15 protein-coding genes are annotated in these 13671 nt (G+C 71.9%); 10 read left to right on the top strand and 5 right to left on the bottom strand.

Annotated elements, in window-relative coordinates; all coding sequences use genetic code 11:
- The first annotated feature begins 176 nt into the window (after positions 1-176).
- The 3 genes from ACWD5Q_RS25680 (at position 177) to ACWD5Q_RS25670 (ending at position 5905) form a co-directional block, all read left to right on the top strand.
- On the top strand, positions 177-3713 hold the full coding sequence (locus tag ACWD5Q_RS25680) for a DNA polymerase III subunit alpha (RefSeq protein WP_451429394.1): 3537 nt from the start codon (positions 177-179) through the stop codon (positions 3711-3713).
- Positions 3710-4720 (top strand): DNA polymerase Y family protein, encoded by a 1011-nt coding sequence (locus tag ACWD5Q_RS25675; RefSeq protein ID WP_451429393.1) that lies wholly within the window; start codon positions 3710-3712, stop codon positions 4718-4720. Before ACWD5Q_RS25680 ends, ACWD5Q_RS25675 begins: the two co-directional genes overlap by 4 nt.
- Before the next feature lie 327 nt (positions 4721-5047).
- Positions 5048-5905 carry an esterase/lipase family protein gene (locus ACWD5Q_RS25670; RefSeq protein WP_451429392.1) on the top strand — a complete coding sequence of 286 codons (858 nt, stop codon included), beginning with the start codon at positions 5048-5050 and terminating at the stop codon, positions 5903-5905.
- Between the two features lie 122 nt (positions 5906-6027).
- On the opposite strand, the gene ACWD5Q_RS25665 is transcribed toward ACWD5Q_RS25670, so the two are convergent.
- Complete coding sequence (locus tag ACWD5Q_RS25665) at positions 6028-6162, bottom strand: hypothetical protein (protein WP_451429391.1); 135 nt, start codon at positions 6160-6162, stop codon at positions 6028-6030.
- Positions 6163-6321: 159 nt separating this feature from the next.
- Here ACWD5Q_RS25665 and ACWD5Q_RS25660 point away from each other — a divergent pair, with 159 nt between their 5' ends.
- Positions 6322-6948 (top strand): class I SAM-dependent methyltransferase, encoded by a 627-nt coding sequence (locus ACWD5Q_RS25660; RefSeq protein WP_451429434.1) that lies wholly within the window; start codon positions 6322-6324, stop codon positions 6946-6948.
- A gap of 25 nt (positions 6949-6973) precedes the next feature.
- Here ACWD5Q_RS25660 and ACWD5Q_RS25655 read toward each other — a convergent pair whose 3' ends face one another.
- Positions 6974-7465, bottom strand: coding sequence for a DUF402 domain-containing protein (locus ACWD5Q_RS25655; protein ID WP_451429433.1), 492 nt, complete (start codon positions 7463-7465; stop codon positions 6974-6976).
- Positions 7466-7542: 77 nt separating this feature from the next.
- Between ACWD5Q_RS25655 and ACWD5Q_RS25650 the strand changes: the two genes are divergently transcribed.
- Positions 7543-7911 carry a GntR family transcriptional regulator gene (locus ACWD5Q_RS25650; protein ID WP_451429390.1) on the top strand — a complete coding sequence of 123 codons (369 nt, stop codon included), beginning with the start codon at positions 7543-7545 and terminating at the stop codon, positions 7909-7911.
- Between the two features lie 70 nt (positions 7912-7981).
- Here the strand turns inward: ACWD5Q_RS25650 and ACWD5Q_RS25645 are convergent, their stop codons facing one another.
- Together ACWD5Q_RS25645 and ACWD5Q_RS25640 are read right to left on the bottom strand one after the other, a co-directional pair.
- The gene (locus ACWD5Q_RS25645) at positions 7982-8812 is read right to left on the bottom strand and encodes a DUF72 domain-containing protein (RefSeq protein ID WP_451429389.1); all 831 of its coding nucleotides are present in this window, start codon (positions 8810-8812) and stop codon (positions 7982-7984) included.
- Between the two features lie 45 nt (positions 8813-8857).
- Complete coding sequence (locus tag ACWD5Q_RS25640) at positions 8858-9952, bottom strand: DUF5925 domain-containing protein (protein WP_451429388.1); 1095 nt, start codon at positions 9950-9952, stop codon at positions 8858-8860.
- 128 nt (positions 9953-10080) lie between these two features.
- On the opposite strand from ACWD5Q_RS25640, the gene ACWD5Q_RS25635 reads away from it, so the two are divergent.
- The 4 genes from ACWD5Q_RS25635 to ACWD5Q_RS25620 all read left to right on the top strand — a co-directional run bounded on the left by ACWD5Q_RS25635 (position 10081) and on the right by ACWD5Q_RS25620 (position 12003).
- Positions 10081-10362: a substrate-binding domain-containing protein gene (locus tag ACWD5Q_RS25635; RefSeq protein ID WP_451429387.1), complete on the top strand. Its 282-nt coding sequence runs from the start codon at positions 10081-10083 to the stop codon at positions 10360-10362.
- 13 nt (positions 10363-10375) lie between these two features.
- A complete protein-coding gene (locus ACWD5Q_RS25630) occupies positions 10376-10873 on the top strand; it encodes an SRPBCC family protein (RefSeq protein WP_451429386.1) in 498 nt (165 codons plus the stop codon).
- Positions 10870-11379 carry a DinB family protein gene (locus ACWD5Q_RS25625; protein WP_451429385.1) on the top strand — a complete coding sequence of 170 codons (510 nt, stop codon included), beginning with the start codon at positions 10870-10872 and terminating at the stop codon, positions 11377-11379. Before ACWD5Q_RS25630 ends, ACWD5Q_RS25625 begins: the two co-directional genes overlap by 4 nt.
- Before the next feature lie 102 nt (positions 11380-11481).
- Positions 11482-12003, top strand: a complete 522-nt coding sequence (locus tag ACWD5Q_RS25620; RefSeq protein ID WP_451429384.1) for a hypothetical protein — start codon at positions 11482-11484, stop codon at positions 12001-12003.
- A gap of 41 nt (positions 12004-12044) precedes the next feature.
- On the opposite strand, the gene ACWD5Q_RS25615 is transcribed toward ACWD5Q_RS25620, so the two are convergent.
- The gene (locus tag ACWD5Q_RS25615) at positions 12045-13214 is read right to left on the bottom strand and encodes a helix-turn-helix domain-containing protein (protein WP_451429383.1); all 1170 of its coding nucleotides are present in this window, start codon (positions 13212-13214) and stop codon (positions 12045-12047) included.
- 180 nt (positions 13215-13394) lie between these two features.
- On the opposite strand from ACWD5Q_RS25615, the gene ACWD5Q_RS25610 reads away from it, so the two are divergent.
- Complete coding sequence (locus tag ACWD5Q_RS25610) at positions 13395-13607, top strand: hypothetical protein (protein ID WP_451429382.1); 213 nt, start codon at positions 13395-13397, stop codon at positions 13605-13607.
- The last annotated feature ends 64 nt before the right edge of the window (positions 13608-13671 follow it).

Raw genomic sequence — 13671 nt, 5'->3', positions numbered from 1 at the left:
CGGCAGCGCACCCGCCGAAGCGTAGCCCCCGGACCCGCATCCGCCGTTTGCGCAGGTGAGGCGGGGACAGATAGATGTCGCACGCTAGTTCGAAAATTGGTCTAAGGTGGGGATGGGGGGGATGGGAACGGACGTTCGAGAGTCACCGACGGGGCTCACGGCTACGGGAGGTGCGGGTGCCGGGCTTCACGCATCTGCACACCGTCTCCGGGTTCTCCCTGCGCTACGGCGCATCGCACCCGGAGCGGCTGGCCGAGCGTGCCGGTGAGCTGGGCATGGACGCCCTCGCGCTCACCGACCGGGACACCCTCGCGGGCACGGTCCGCTTCGCCCGGGCCTGTGCGGCGGCGGGCGTACGGCCGCTGTTCGGAGCGGAACTGGCGGTGGCGGCACCCGAGCCCGTACGGCGGAGGGAGGCCCCCCTCGGCCATGGGGGTCCCCCGGATCGAGCGGGGGAGGAGCCGAGAGCTCGGGGGAGGCGCCGTGTCCCCGTGCGCGGGGGTGCCTTCATCGACGAGTCGACACCCCGCGCGGTCTTCCTCGCCCGGGACGGCGCCCGCGGCTGGGCCGGCCTGTGCCGGCTGGTCACCGCCGCCCACTCCCCGTCCGCGGGCACCCCGCTGCTGCCCTGGGCCGACAACCACGCCGACGGACTGACCGTCCTGCTCGGCCCCGAGTCCGACGTGGGCCGGGCCCTCGCCGCGGGGCGCCCGGACCGTGCGGCGAGGCTCCTCGCGCCCTGGCGGGAGGTCTACGGCGACGCCCTGCGCCTGGAGGCCGTCTGGCACGGCCGCACCGGCACCGGCCCCGGCTCCCTGCGCCTGGCCGCCCGCACCGTCGGCTTCGCCGCCGAGCAGCGGGTGCGCCCCGTGCTCAGCAACGCCGTCCGGTACGCCGACCCCGGCCTCGGCCCGGTCGCCGACGTCCTGGACGCCGCCCGCCGGCTCGTTCCCGTCGACCCCACCAGGGAACTGGACTCCGGGGAGGCCTGGCTCAAGGACGCGCCGTCCATGCTGACGGCCGCCGAGCGGGTCGTCGAGGCCGCCGGGTACCGCCGCGACACCGCCCACCGCCTGCTGGAGCAGACCCGGTTGACGGCCGCCGAGTGCCGGGTGGACCCCGAGGACGACCTCGGCATCGGCACGGTCCACTTCCCCGAGTCGCACCTCGTCGGCGCCGGCCGCCGCACCGCCCAGCGCGCGCTCGCCTCCCGGGCGGCGGCGGGCATGGTGCTGCGGGGCTACGACACCCGGCGGGCCTACTGGGAGCGGATGCACGACGAACTGGAGATCATCGCCCACCACGGCTTCGCGTCCTACTTCCTCACGGTCGCCCAGGTCGTGGACGACGTCCGGAAGATGGGCATCCGGGTCGCCGCCCGCGGTTCCGGCGCGGGCTCCCTCGTCAACCATCTGCTCGGCATCGCGCACGCCGACCCGGTCGAGCACGGGCTGCTGATGGAGCGCTTCCTGTCCAAGCGCCGTCTGGCCCTGCCCGACATCGACATCGACGTGGAGTCCGCCCGCCGGCTGGAGGTCTACCGCGCGATCATCGGCCGGTTCGGCACCGAGCGGGTCGCGACGGTCGCGATGCCGGAGACGTACCGCGTCCGCCACGCGATCCGTGACGTGGGCGCGGCCCTGTCCATGGATCCGGCCGACATCGACCGCATCGCCAAGTCCTTCCCGCACATCCGTGCTCGCGACGCCCGCGCGGCGCTGGAGGAACTGCCCGAGCTCAGGCGGCTGGCGGGGGAGGTCCGGCAGGAGGGGGAGAAGTACGGCAGGCTGTGGGACCTGGTCGAGGCCCTGGACGCCCTGCCGCGCGGAGTCGCCATGCACCCGTGCGGAGTCCTGCTCTCCGACGCCTCCCTCCTCGCCCGTACGCCGGTCATGCCGACCAGCGGCGAGGGCTTCCCCATGTCCCAGTTCGACAAGGACGACGTCGAGGAGCTGGGGCTGCTCAAGCTCGATGTGCTCGGGGTGCGGATGCAGTCCGCCATGGCGCACGCGGTCGCGGAGGTGGAGCGGGCCTCGGGGGAGCGGATCGACCTGGACGCCCTGGCGCCGGGCGACCCGGCGACGTACCACCTCATCCGCTCCACCGAGACCCTGGGCTGCTTCCAGATCGAGTCGCCGGGTCAGCGGGACCTGGTCGGCCGGCTCCAGCCGGCCGGCTTCCACGACCTGGTCGTCGACATCTCGCTGTTCCGGCCCGGTCCGGTCGCGGCCGACATGGTGCGGCCGTTCATCGAGGCGCGCCACGGGCGGGCGCCCGTCCGCTATCCGCACCCTGACCTGGAGGAGCCGCTGAGGGAGACGTACGGCGTCGTCGTCTTCCACGAGCAGGTCATCCACCTCCTGGACATCATGACCGGCTGCGGGCGCGACGAGGCGGACCGGGTGCGGCGCGGGCTGTCCGATCCGGAGTCGCAGGGGCGGATCCGGGTCTGGTTCGCCCAGCAGGCGACGGCGAACGGATACGACGCGGAAACGATTCAGCGCACCTGGGAGATCGTCGAGGCGTTCGGCTCGTACGGCTTCTGCAAGGCGCATGCGGTCGCCTTCGCCGTGCCGACGTACCAGTCGGCGTGGCTGAAGGCCCATCACCCGGCCGCCTTCTACGCGGGCCTGCTCACGCACGACCCCGGGATGTATCCGAAGCGGCTGCTGCTGGCGGACGCGCGGCGGCGGGGGGTGCCGATCCTGCCGTTGGACGTGAACAGGTCGGGGGTCGCCCACCGTATCGAACTGGTGTCTGAAAAAAGAGGTTCCGCCGGACGGTGGGGGCTCCGGCTCGCCCTGTGCGATGTGCACGGCATCAGCGAGGCCGAGGCGCGGCGGATCGAGGCCGGGCAGCCGTACTCCTCCCTGCTCGACTTCTGGGAACGGGCCCGGCCGAGCCGCCCCGTCGCCCAGCGGCTCGCGCAGGTCGGCGGGCTGGACGCGTTCGGCGCCAACCGCCGCGATCTGCAACTGCACCTGACCGAACTGCACCGGGGCGCCCGGGGCGCGGGTGGCGGCCAGCTCCCTCTGGCGGGCGGGCGCAGGACGGCCTCCGCCGGGCTGCCCGACCTCTCCCCGGCGGAACGGCTCAGCGCCGAGCTGGGCGTGCTCTCCATGGACGCCTCACGCAATCTGATGGACGACCACCGCGCCTTCCTCGACGAACTGGGCGTGGTGTCGGCCCGCCGGCTGCGCGCGGCGCGGCACGGCGAGACGGTACTGGTCGCGGGCGCCAAGGCGGCCACCCAGACCCCGCCGATCCGCTCCGGCAAGCGGGTCGTCTTCAGCACGCTCGACGACGGCACGGGCCTGGTCGACCTCGCCTTCTTCGACGACTCCCACGACGCCTGCGCCCACACCGTCTTCCACTCCTGGCTGCTGCTGGTGCGCGGGGTGGTGCAGCGCCGGGGACCGCGCAGCCTCAGCGTGGTGGGCTCCGCCGCCTGGAACCTCGCCGAACTGGCCGAGCTGCGCGCCGAGGGCGGCCTCGACGTGGTGGCGGCGCGGCTGGCGGAGCCCGCGCCGCGGCAGCCGGACGGCGGCGGCGGTGACGGCGGCGGTGACGGCGGCGGCGATGCGGCGAAGGGCCGCCGCATCCGGATGTCCACGGGGTACGAGATGAACCCCTGGGCCGATCTGCGTCCCGCGGGCGAAGGCCCGGCGGGCGGAAAGAAGCTGTGGCACCAGAGTCCGGGGAGTGCGGGATGACCATCCTCTGCGTACGTTTCCAACTGCCGCCGATGTACGAGGCGGCCCTGCCGGGGCTGCTCGGACTCCTGGAGGAGTTCACCCCCGTCGTCGAGGCGCTGCCGCCCGACGGGGCGCTCGCCGATCTGCGGGGCGCCGAGCGGTACTTCGGGCGGGACGCCGCCGAACTGGCCGCGCTGATCCGCGTACGGGCCCTCGCCCACCACGGGGTGGACTGCGCGATCGGGGCCGGGCCCGGACCCATGCTGGCCCGTATGGCCCTGCGGGAGGCGGCGCCCGGCGCGGTCCGCGTGGTGCCCGAGGCGCCCGGCGCCGTCCGGGAGTTCCTCGGCGGACTGCCGGTCAGGACACTGCCCGGGGTCGGCGGCGTCACCGCCCGCACCCTGTGCGAGTACGGGCTCGACACCGTCGGCAAGGTCGCCGCCGCGCCCCTGTCGACGGTGCAGCGGCTGGTCGGTGTCCGGGCGGGCCGTGAACTGCACGAGAAGGCGAACGGCGTCGACCGCGGCCGGGTCGTACCCAACGCCGTCTCCCTCCCCCACTCTCGACTTCGCTCGAGCGGGGGGACCCCCACTCTAGCTGCCGAACGCCCCTTCACCCGCGACGAACTGGACCCGGACCGGCACCGGCGCGCCCTGCTGTCGGCCGCCGAGGAGCTGGGTGCCCGGCTGCGCGGCCTGGACCGGGTGTCCCGCACGCTCACCCTCACCGTGCGCTACGCCGACCGTTCCTCGACGACCCGCAGCCGCACCCTCGCCGAGCCGACCGCGCACTCGGCGGCGCTCACCGCGGAGGGGTACCGCATGTACGAGGCGCTCGGGCTGCAGCGTGCCCGGGTCCGCGTGATCGCCCTGCGCGCCGAGGGGCTGAGCCCCGCCGAACAGGCGGCCCACCAGCTCACCTTCGACCCCGTGGACGAGAAGGTCCGCCGTCTGGAGGAGGTCGCGGACCGCGCGCGAGCCAAGTTCGGACCGCGCGCGGTGATGCCGGGGGCGCTGGCCGCGTGATCGCCTTCGCGCGGCGAAGGATCAGCGGGGGCCGTGCGGCCGTGGGCGGAGCTGCTGGGCGAGGGTGAAATCCCTCTGTTCCAGGGCCAGTTGTTCCGCGTCGCGCCCTCCGGTCCCGGCAGGCCCGTCCGGTGATGAGTCCTCACATCCGTTCGAGGCGATACCAGGAATCACGGTAGCCGTGGTCCGACGCTGCAATTTTTTTACTGACGCGTAACTTCACACGTCTCCTACTCGTCCGTAACTTGACGAGTGAACCAGTATCCCGTGATCCGGATCACAGGGCTAGGCCGTCGCACCTCCCTTGAGCCGCAAGGAGATCACCCGATGCTGCCCTGGAAACGAGCGCTCATACCGCTGGCAGCGCTGCTGCTGGCCATCGCGGGCACCGTCGTTCCCGCCGCCGCCGACGCAGCCGCCGCACCGAGCAGCGGCTGGAACGACTACTCCTGCAAGCCCTCCGCCGCCCACCCCCGCCCCGTCGTCCTCGTCCACGGGACCTTCGCGAACTCCATCGACAACTGGCTGTCCCTCGCGCCCTATCTGGAGGACCGCGGCTACTGCGTCTTCTCCCTGGACTACGGCCAGTTGCCGGGCGTCCCCGTCTTCTACGGACTCGGGCCCATCGCCACATCCGCCGGCCAGCTCCAGACCTTCGTCGACAAGGTGCTCGCCGCGACCGGCGCAGCCAAGGCCGACATCGTCGGGCATTCGCAAGGCGGCATGATGCCCCGCTACTACCTCAAGTTCCTCGGCGGGGCCGCCAAGGTGAACGCCCTCGTCGGCATCGCGCCCGACAACCACGGCACCACGCTGGACGGGCTCGCCAACCTCCTGCCCTACTTCCCCGGCGCCGAGGACCTGCTCGCCGCGTCCACACCCGGACTCGCCGACCAGATCGCCGGCTCCGCGTTCCTGACCAAGCTGAACGCGGGCGGCGACACCGTGCCCGGCGTCCGCTACACGGTCATCGCCACCCAGCACGACGAGGTGGTCACCCCGTACAGCTCCCAGTTCCTGAGCGGATCCGACGTCCACAACGTCCTGCTGCAGGACCTGTGCGGGCTCGATCTCTCCGAGCATGTGCTGATCGGGCTGACCGACCGGATCGCCTTCCACGAGGTGGCCAACGCCCTCGACCCGGCGCACGCCACCTCCACCACCTGTGCCTCGGCGCTCAGCTGACCCCGGGTCACCACCTCGAGACGTCCGCAGCCGTCCCCCGCCGCTGCGGCCGTCCCCGGGGCCTGTCCGGCCCCAGCAACCGGACAGGCTTCCGTGGCGGGCCAGGGGCGACGGGCGCGTGCTCAGGCCTCCGGCCACCAGAGGCGGGCGATGTCCTTCCGGACTTCCGGGCGTTCGCCGGTGCGGTCGTCACTCTCCTCCCGCACCCGGCGGGAGTCGGTCCTCTTCAGGGGCTTGTGCACGGTCACTCGGCGCATGGCTGCCTCCTTGTGCCTACCGGGTGCCGCAGGGGGCGAGGGTAGACGTTTCCGGCGAGGGTCCCTCATCGGTCGTGGTCCGTCTGTGGTGGCTGTCACCGTTCGACTGTCAGTGGCGGCTGTCACCCTGGCCGTATGACCAGCGATATGACCAGGAACATGGCCAGGAACCAGGCACCCGAAACATCGGCGGCCCCAGGAGCCCCCGTCGACTGGGACCGCGCGGCCGCCGGTTTCGACGACGAGCCGGACCATGGACTGCGCGATCCCGTGGTGCGCGACGCCTGGGCGGCCCGGCTGGGGGAGTGGCTCCCGTCCTTGCCCGGTGAGGTCCTGGACCTCGGGTGCGGCACGGGGAGCCTGTCACTTCTGGCGGCCGAGCGCGGGCACCGGGTGACGGGGGTGGACCTGTCGCCGGCCATGCTCGCCCTCGCGCGGGCGAAACTGGCCGGACACGACGCCGTGTTCCTCGTCGGCGACGCCGCGGCCCCGCCGGTCCGTGCGCGGTTCTTCGACGCCGTCCTCGTACGCCATGTGCTGTGGACGCTGCCCGACCCCGGCCGTGTCCTGCGGCACTGGCGGGAACTGCTGCGTCCCGGGGGACGGCTGGTGCTGGTCGAGGGGGTGTGGGGGACCACCAGCCCGGCGGGCATACCCGCCGAGCGGCTGACCGCGCTCCTCGCTCCGCTCGCCGGTGACGTGCGCGTCGAACGGCTGTCGGACGACGCCCGGCTGTGGGGCAAACAGGTGGACGACGAGCGGTACGCGGTGGTGGCGGTGACCTGACCGTTCCGCCCTCCGGACGTCCCGTTCAGGCCAGCAGCGCCTCGAAGTCGCCACCGCGTGCGAGGAGTTCGAGGGTGTCCAGGGCTTGTACGGCGGCCGCCGGGTCCGTCCGCGTGAGGCCGCTCGCCGCGAACTCGTCCTCGTCGAGGCGGAGCACGGTCGCGCCGTCCGCGGAGCGCCACAGGTCCAGGTCGAGGTCCTCGACGACCAGTGCGCCGCCGGAGCGGACGGCCGGGCGGGTGATGTCGCAGTACCAGCCCTTCAGGGTGCCCCGCCCGTCCCGGACCTCCTTCACCGCGTACCACCGGTCGCGCCAGTAGTACTCGGTGAAGACGTCACCGGGCTCGAACCGCACGAAGCCGAAGTCACGGACGCCGTCGCCGGCCCACGGGGCCCGTACGGCGATCCGGGTGCCGTCGTCGTGGAGCAGCCCGGCCGGGTAACGGATCTTCGTACGACCCGCCTTGACCAGGACGACCTCCACCTGGTCCGCGGCTTCGAACGCGTTCACGGTCACTGTCACAAGAGCGCACGGTACGCGGGCGGGGCGCGGGGATGCCTCTCGTTTTCCGGCGGGTGCGGGAGAATCGGTTCGTGACGTTGAAGATCCGGATGGGCGGGAGCGCACCGCCGTACGAGCAGGTACGGGCGCAGATCTCCGAGCAGGCCCGGTCGGGGGTGCTGCCGGTGGGCTACCGGCTGCCGACCGTACGGGGGCTCGCCGAGTCCCTCGGTCTCGCGGCGAACACGGTCGCCAAGGCGTACCGGGCGCTGGAGGCCGACGGGGTGATCGAGACGCGGGGGCGCAACGGGACGTTCGTGGCCGCGGCGGGCTCGGCCGCGGAGCGGGAGGCGGCGGCCGCCGCGTCCGCCTACGCCGAACGGGTACGACGGCTGGGGCTGGGCGAGGAGGAGGCGCTGGCCGCGGTCCGGGACGCTCTGCGGGCGGCCTACGAGGACTGAGCCGTCGCCGCCCGGACAGCGGCGGGGGAGGGTCCGGCACCGCCGGGCGCTCGCCGTCGCCGGCGGCGGGCTACCGGGCCGTTCCCGCTGTCTTTGCCGGTGCCGGCAGGCTTCGCGGGGCCCGGGTCACCCGGAGGCCCGCCGCCGTCGCCACGCGGGCGAAGGCCGTCGCGTCCAGGACCGCCGCCGCGTGCAGGTCGTTGTTGAAGTAGACGTAGACGTCCCGGCCGTCCCGGACGTCCCGGCCGTCCCGGACGTCCCGCTCGTCGGGCCAGGTCTCGGCGATACGCCGGACCCAGGACGTCAGGGACCGGTGGCCGTACCGCGGCCACGGCTGGGCGCGGCCCGCGTGGAAGCGGACGTAGCCCCAGCCGGTGGTCCGCCACAGCGGGGTGACCGGGCGGGAGAGCACGTCGGCCCAGCACAGCGCCGCGCCCCGGGCCGCGAGCACCTCGCGCACCCGGGGCGTCCACCAGGAGTCGTGCCGGGGTTCGACCGCGACCCGGGTGCCCGCCGGGAAGCAGGCGAGGCAGTCGTCGAGGAGGACCGGATCGGCGCGCAGGGTGGGCGGAAGCTGGAGGAGGACCGGGCCGAGACGGTCGCCGAGACCGGCCGCGTGGTCCATCAGACGGTGCACCGGTTCCCCGGGGTCGCGCAGACGCTTGATGTGGGTCAGATAGCGGCTCGCCTTCACCGCGACCACGAACCCCGGCGGCACCCGCTCCCGCCAGCTCTCGAAGGTCTCCCGGGACGGCAGCCGGTAGAACGCGTTGTTGATCTCGACCGTGGCGAACCGTGTCGCGTACTCCTCCAGCCACAGGCGCACGGGCAGGCCGGCCGGGTACAGAACGTCACGCCAGTCCCGGTACTGCCATCCCGACGTACCGACGAACAGGGTCATACCTCCATCAAAGCACCGGCCTTCGCCGTCCACAGGCGGGGCGGGCTACAGATACAGCCCCGAGTCCGCCCCCGCCCGCTGGTCGGGCACCGACGCCGGTGACGTCCCCCGGCGCAGCGCGTACAGCTCCGCGAGGGTCGCGCCGTCGCGGCCCACGCCGTCCTCCCGGTCGAGCCAGCTCACCGCCTCCGCGCGGGTCAGCGGGCCGACCTCGATACGGGCCAGACAGCGGCCGGGGCGTACGACGGCCGGGTGCAGACGCTCCAGGTCCTCGTTGGTCGTGACGCCCACCAGGACGTTCCTGCCCTGCCCCAGCAGTCCGTCCGTCAGGTTCAGCAGGCGGGACAGCGCCTGGCCCGCGGTGTGCCGCGCCTCGCCGCGGATCAGTTCGTCGCAGTCCTCCAGCAGGAGCAGCCGCCAGCGGCCCTTGCCGGCCGCGTCCTCCTCGCCGATCGCGATGTCCATCAGATAGCCGACGTCACTGAAGAGCCGCTCGGGGTCCAGGACGCAGTCCACCTGGCACCAGTCCCGCCAGGAGCGGGCCAGCGTCCGCAGCGCCGATGTCTTGCCCGTGCCCGGCGGGCCGTGGAGCAGCAGCAGCCGGCCCGCGATGTCCTGCGGGGTCGTCTTCATCAGCCGGTCCATGGCGTCCGCCACCGGTGCCGTGTAGTTCGCGCGGACCTCCTCCCAGGTGCCCGCCGAGATCTGCCGTGTCGTACGGTGCGGGCCGCGCCTCGGGGACACGTACCAGAAGCCCATCGTCACGTTCTCCGGCTGCGGCTCCGGCTCGTCCGCCGCGCCGTCCGTGGCCCGGCCGAGCACCTGTTCGGCCAGCTCGGCGCTGGTGGCCGTCACCGTGACGTCCGCGCCGCGGTTCCAGCGGGAGACCAGCAGGGTCCAGCCGTCGCCCTCCGCGAGGGTCGCGCTGCGGTCGTCGTCCCGGGCGATGCGCAGCACCCGGGCGTCCGGCGGCAGGAGCGTGGCCCCGGAGCGTACGCGGTCGATGTTCGCCGCGTGGGAGTACGGCTGCTCGCCCGTCGCGAAACGGCCGAGGAACAGCGCGTCGACGACGTCGGACGGCGAGTCGCTGTCATCGACGTTGAGCCGGATCGGCAGAGCATCGTGCGGGTTCGCGGGCATGCCGCCATGATCCGTCACGGGACCCTCCCATGCACCCGGTTTCCGGAGTGCGCAGGGTGTGTCGGATCTGCGCTGTGCTCCCATCAGCGATTCAGTGCTTTGACCGGGAAGGTTTGCCGGGTCGGCGGGTGCCGGACGGCGCGGCGCTGATCGGCTTCGAGGACTCGCCGATCGCGCGGCACACCGGGCCGCCGCTGACCAGGGTGCGGCAGCCGACGGCGGAGGTGGGCCGCGCGATGGCGCGAGCACTGCCGGAGGAGATCGCCGCGCACTTGACGGCGTGTGGTGCTGGCGACAGAACTGGTTCGGTGGGAGTGCGTGCAGGGCGGGGCTCGTACGCGCTCGGCCAGGCGTTGTCGTACCCCCGCTGTAGCGTCCAGGCCGGAGTCAGGTTCATGCTCTGCGGTTGACGGAGGCACGCGGATGACGAGTACGACAGGCGAGCCCGTGGTGGTGGTGTCCCGGCGCATCAAGGCCCCGGCGGAGGACATCTTCCGGATCCTGGCCGACCCCGGACGGCACCCGGACCTCGACGGCTCGGGGATGCTGCGCGGTGGCGTCTTTGACGCCGTGGTCTCGGGCGTCGGGGACGTCTTCGTGATGCGGATGTACTACGAGCGCTACGGTGACTACGAGATGAACAACCACGTCGTCGAGTACGAGCCGGACCGCCGCATCGGCTGGGAGCCGAGGCCCGGTCGCGGGCACCCGGATGCCACCGCGCCCGGGGCCGCGTGGGGCCACCGGTGGATCTTCGACCTGCTCCCGGACGGGGCCGGGGCGACGGTGGTGACCGAGATCTTCGACGGTTCGCGCATGCCGGAGGACAAACGCGCGGAAGTGGACAGCGGGCGCGCCTGGTGGCAGACGCACATGGCGAGCACGCTGGAACGCCTCGTCGAACTGTGCGCCGCCCGGTGAACGCCGAACTCGACGCCCTCAAGGGCGCCCTGGACCGCCAGCGCGAGCACGTCCTCGGGATCCTCGAAGGGCTCTCGGAGGAGGATCTGCGGCGGCCGGTGCTGCCCAGTGGCTGGAGCTGTCTGGCATTGCTGCGCCATCTCACCGTGGATGTCGAGCGCTTCTGGTTCCCCGGGGTGATCGCGGGCGAGCCGGATGTGGCCGGACAGCTCATGGCAGGCGCGGAGGCGCACTGGTACGTACCCGAGGGGATGAGCACCGAGGAGGTCTTCGCGGACTACCGGGCGGCCATCGCGCGCGCGGACGCCGTGCTCGCCGCCGCCGCACCCGAACAGGAGCCCTTCGCCTGGCCCGTGGAGATCTGGCCGACCTGGCGGCTGCCTGACGTGCGGCACATCCTGATCCACGTGCTCACCGAAGTCGCCTGCCACAGCGGCCACTTGGACGCGGTCCGCGAACTGATCGACGGCACCACCTGGCTCGGCGGCAACCCCTACGCCGGCTAGCTCTGTGACTGTCAGCGTCGGGTGGTCTCGGCGCCGGCGGTACAGGTTCGTCCTCGAAACCCACCTGGTGCCGCCAGCAGGGGATGGCCCAAGCTGGCCCGCATGGACTGGTTGCCACTGCTCTCCACCCTGGCCGGGGCCGCGATCGGCATCGTCGCCACTCTCATCGCCGATCGGAATCGGTGGAAGCACGAGGACGACAAAGAGGTTCTTCGGCTGCGGCTCGACATCTACACGCAGTACACCGCCGCCGTGAAGGTCCTCGGTGAGACCCTGCGGACCTTGGCCGAGCGAGAGCACCCTTCCGACGACGAGCGGGCGCTTGCGCTGCGCGAGGCCTTTCGGGATTCAGGCATAGCCATCGCGTCGGAACGGATGTGGCTCATCGCGCCCCAACCCGTCGTCAAGGCCTCCAACAGCGTGTTCCACTGCCTACGACGTATCTGCGACGGCTACATCGACGGCACTGCTGTCAGCAGTCCAGAGGATCGCGCCCGCTGGGAGGCACGCGGCAAAGCAGCCGCCAAGATGCGCCGGCTCATGCGTGAAGATCTCGGCGTTGGCCCACTTGCAGAACGCCACAGCCCCCTTCTCAACGACCACGACAACCCCGCCGCGCAGTGATCGTGACCGTGGCACCAACGTCATGAGAAGGCACAAGCAGGTCAGAAAGGCATGCCCGCGCGCTTGGCGAGGCGGGTCAGCCTCGGATTGCTCCGGCGGTGCAGCGAGGTCAGTACACGCATCAGCTCTTGGCTCGTCGGGTGGACCCGGGCCATCTCGGGGGCGACGTTCCAGGCTTCCTCGAGCGCTTCGAGGGCGGAGTCCCGGTCTCCCAGGGCCAGATGCGACCGGCCCAGGTTCATGTGCAGGGGGCCGATGCGGGTCGCGGGCAGCGTCGTGCCCTCCCGGATGAGGTCATCGGCGGTGTCCAGTGCCCGGCGATGCCGGTCCATGTCTGAGTACGTCGAGATGACGTGGGTGGCGGTCTGATCCGGCCCGAAGTGGATGCCGTGCTCGTCGGCGTCCTCGCCGTACTCCTCAGCCGTTCGCCAGGCTGCCCGGATGTGCTCCTCGGCGACGGCCTCGTCCTTGAGTCGACCGGCCAGCGTCAGCCCGCGCAGGTGCAGGATGCCCAGACCGAACGCACGGTCGCGTCCCTCAAGAGTCGACTCGGCTTCGACGATCGCGCGATCAACGATGGCCAACCCACCTGCGAAATCGCCCGAGTTGAGGAAGGTCCCGGCTTCGTCGCGGGCGGCCAACGTGGCGGCGATCGGGTGGGCACGCTCGGAGGCCAGCCGCTGCTTCATGACCGCCAGTTCCGCGAGGTGCATCCACCGGAACCGGGCGGCCAGCCAGTACACCACCGAGTACGTGTCGGCAACGCGGGTCCAGGCGTCCGGCGACTGGGTGACGTGCGCGTAGTTGGTTGACCTTGTGAGCACTCCGGGCAGCTTCTGGAGGACAGCCCCCAGCTCAGTGTGGTAGCGGTGCTCGTTCAGCGCCGCCAGTTCGCGCGGCAGATCCTCGGGGTGCGATGGCGGGGCATCCGGGACGTCGAAGCGCCGGATGGCGAAGTTCAGGGCGGCCAGGCCGGCCTCATCTGTCTTGGCGACCGGCTCCGTGCCCAGCAACTCGTCAAGGGTGAGCCCCATGGCCTGCGCGAGGGCCGCAGCGATGCCCTGGGTGAGCGCGCGGTCGCCGACCTCGATCTTGCTGAGTAGTGAAACCGACACGCCCGCCCGCCGAGCAAGAGCGACCTGACTGAGGCCGCGTTCCTTGCGGCAGACAGCCACGTTCGTACCGGGTCCGGGAATGTTGATCGCGCTCATATCTGCGTCTTCCCCGCTCGACTTCCGTTACGTCCCATCGTCTCACCCCGCCCCTCCGGCACCCGGCCGTTGTGCAAGAGCTGTGCAAGTTGGTTTCGCGCAGCGGGAGTTCTCTTTGATGACACACGTATACGCAGATTGGGACGAGGGGGCATGGCACAAACAGAGAAGCCATCAACGATGCTGAGCCACGGCGAGCTGCCGTACCCGCAGGGCACGCTCGTCGAAGACACGGCCTCGGGACGCACAGGTGAACTCCAGGGCGTGATCGAGGAGCGCGTGAAGGAGACCGGACGGGTCGTCAGCCAAACCGTGTACATCCGCCCGAGAGGGGGTGGCATCGAGTGGGACGCCCCTTTGAAGGCTCTCCTGCCGCATGCGTGGGTGCCCTGACCAGCCCTGATACGGGAAACACGCCGTCTCCTGCCATCCTTTGAGTTCTCTAGGCTCAAGTTGG

This window comes from Streptomyces sp. NPDC002513 (genome assembly GCF_053595355.1).
This window is presented reverse-complemented; position numbering and strand designations above follow the sequence as displayed.

Excerpts from the sequence above, each read along its gene's own strand:
- ACWD5Q_RS25675 (WP_451429393.1), top strand. The coding sequence starts at position 3,710 with ATGACCATCCTCTGCGTACGTTTCCAACTGCCGCCGATGTACGAGGCG.
- ACWD5Q_RS25670 (WP_451429392.1), top strand. The coding sequence starts at position 5,048 with ATGCTGCCCTGGAAACGAGCGCTCATACCGCTGGCAGCGCTGCTGCTG.
- ACWD5Q_RS25665 (WP_451429391.1), bottom strand. The coding sequence starts at position 6,162 with ATGCGCCGAGTGACCGTGCACAAGCCCCTGAAGAGGACCGACTCCCGC.
- ACWD5Q_RS25660 (WP_451429434.1), top strand. The coding sequence starts at position 6,322 with ATGGCCAGGAACCAGGCACCCGAAACATCGGCGGCCCCAGGAGCCCCC.
- ACWD5Q_RS25645 (WP_451429389.1), bottom strand. The coding sequence starts at position 8,812 with ATGACCCTGTTCGTCGGTACGTCGGGATGGCAGTACCGGGACTGGCGT.
- ACWD5Q_RS25640 (WP_451429388.1), bottom strand. The coding sequence starts at position 9,952 with ATGCCCGCGAACCCGCACGATGCTCTGCCGATCCGGCTCAACGTCGAT.
- ACWD5Q_RS25630 (WP_451429386.1), top strand. The coding sequence starts at position 10,376 with ATGACGAGTACGACAGGCGAGCCCGTGGTGGTGGTGTCCCGGCGCATC.
- ACWD5Q_RS25620 (WP_451429384.1), top strand. The coding sequence starts at position 11,482 with ATGGACTGGTTGCCACTGCTCTCCACCCTGGCCGGGGCCGCGATCGGC.
- ACWD5Q_RS25615 (WP_451429383.1), bottom strand. The coding sequence starts at position 13,214 with ATGAGCGCGATCAACATTCCCGGACCCGGTACGAACGTGGCTGTCTGC.
- ACWD5Q_RS25610 (WP_451429382.1), top strand. The coding sequence starts at position 13,395 with ATGCTGAGCCACGGCGAGCTGCCGTACCCGCAGGGCACGCTCGTCGAA.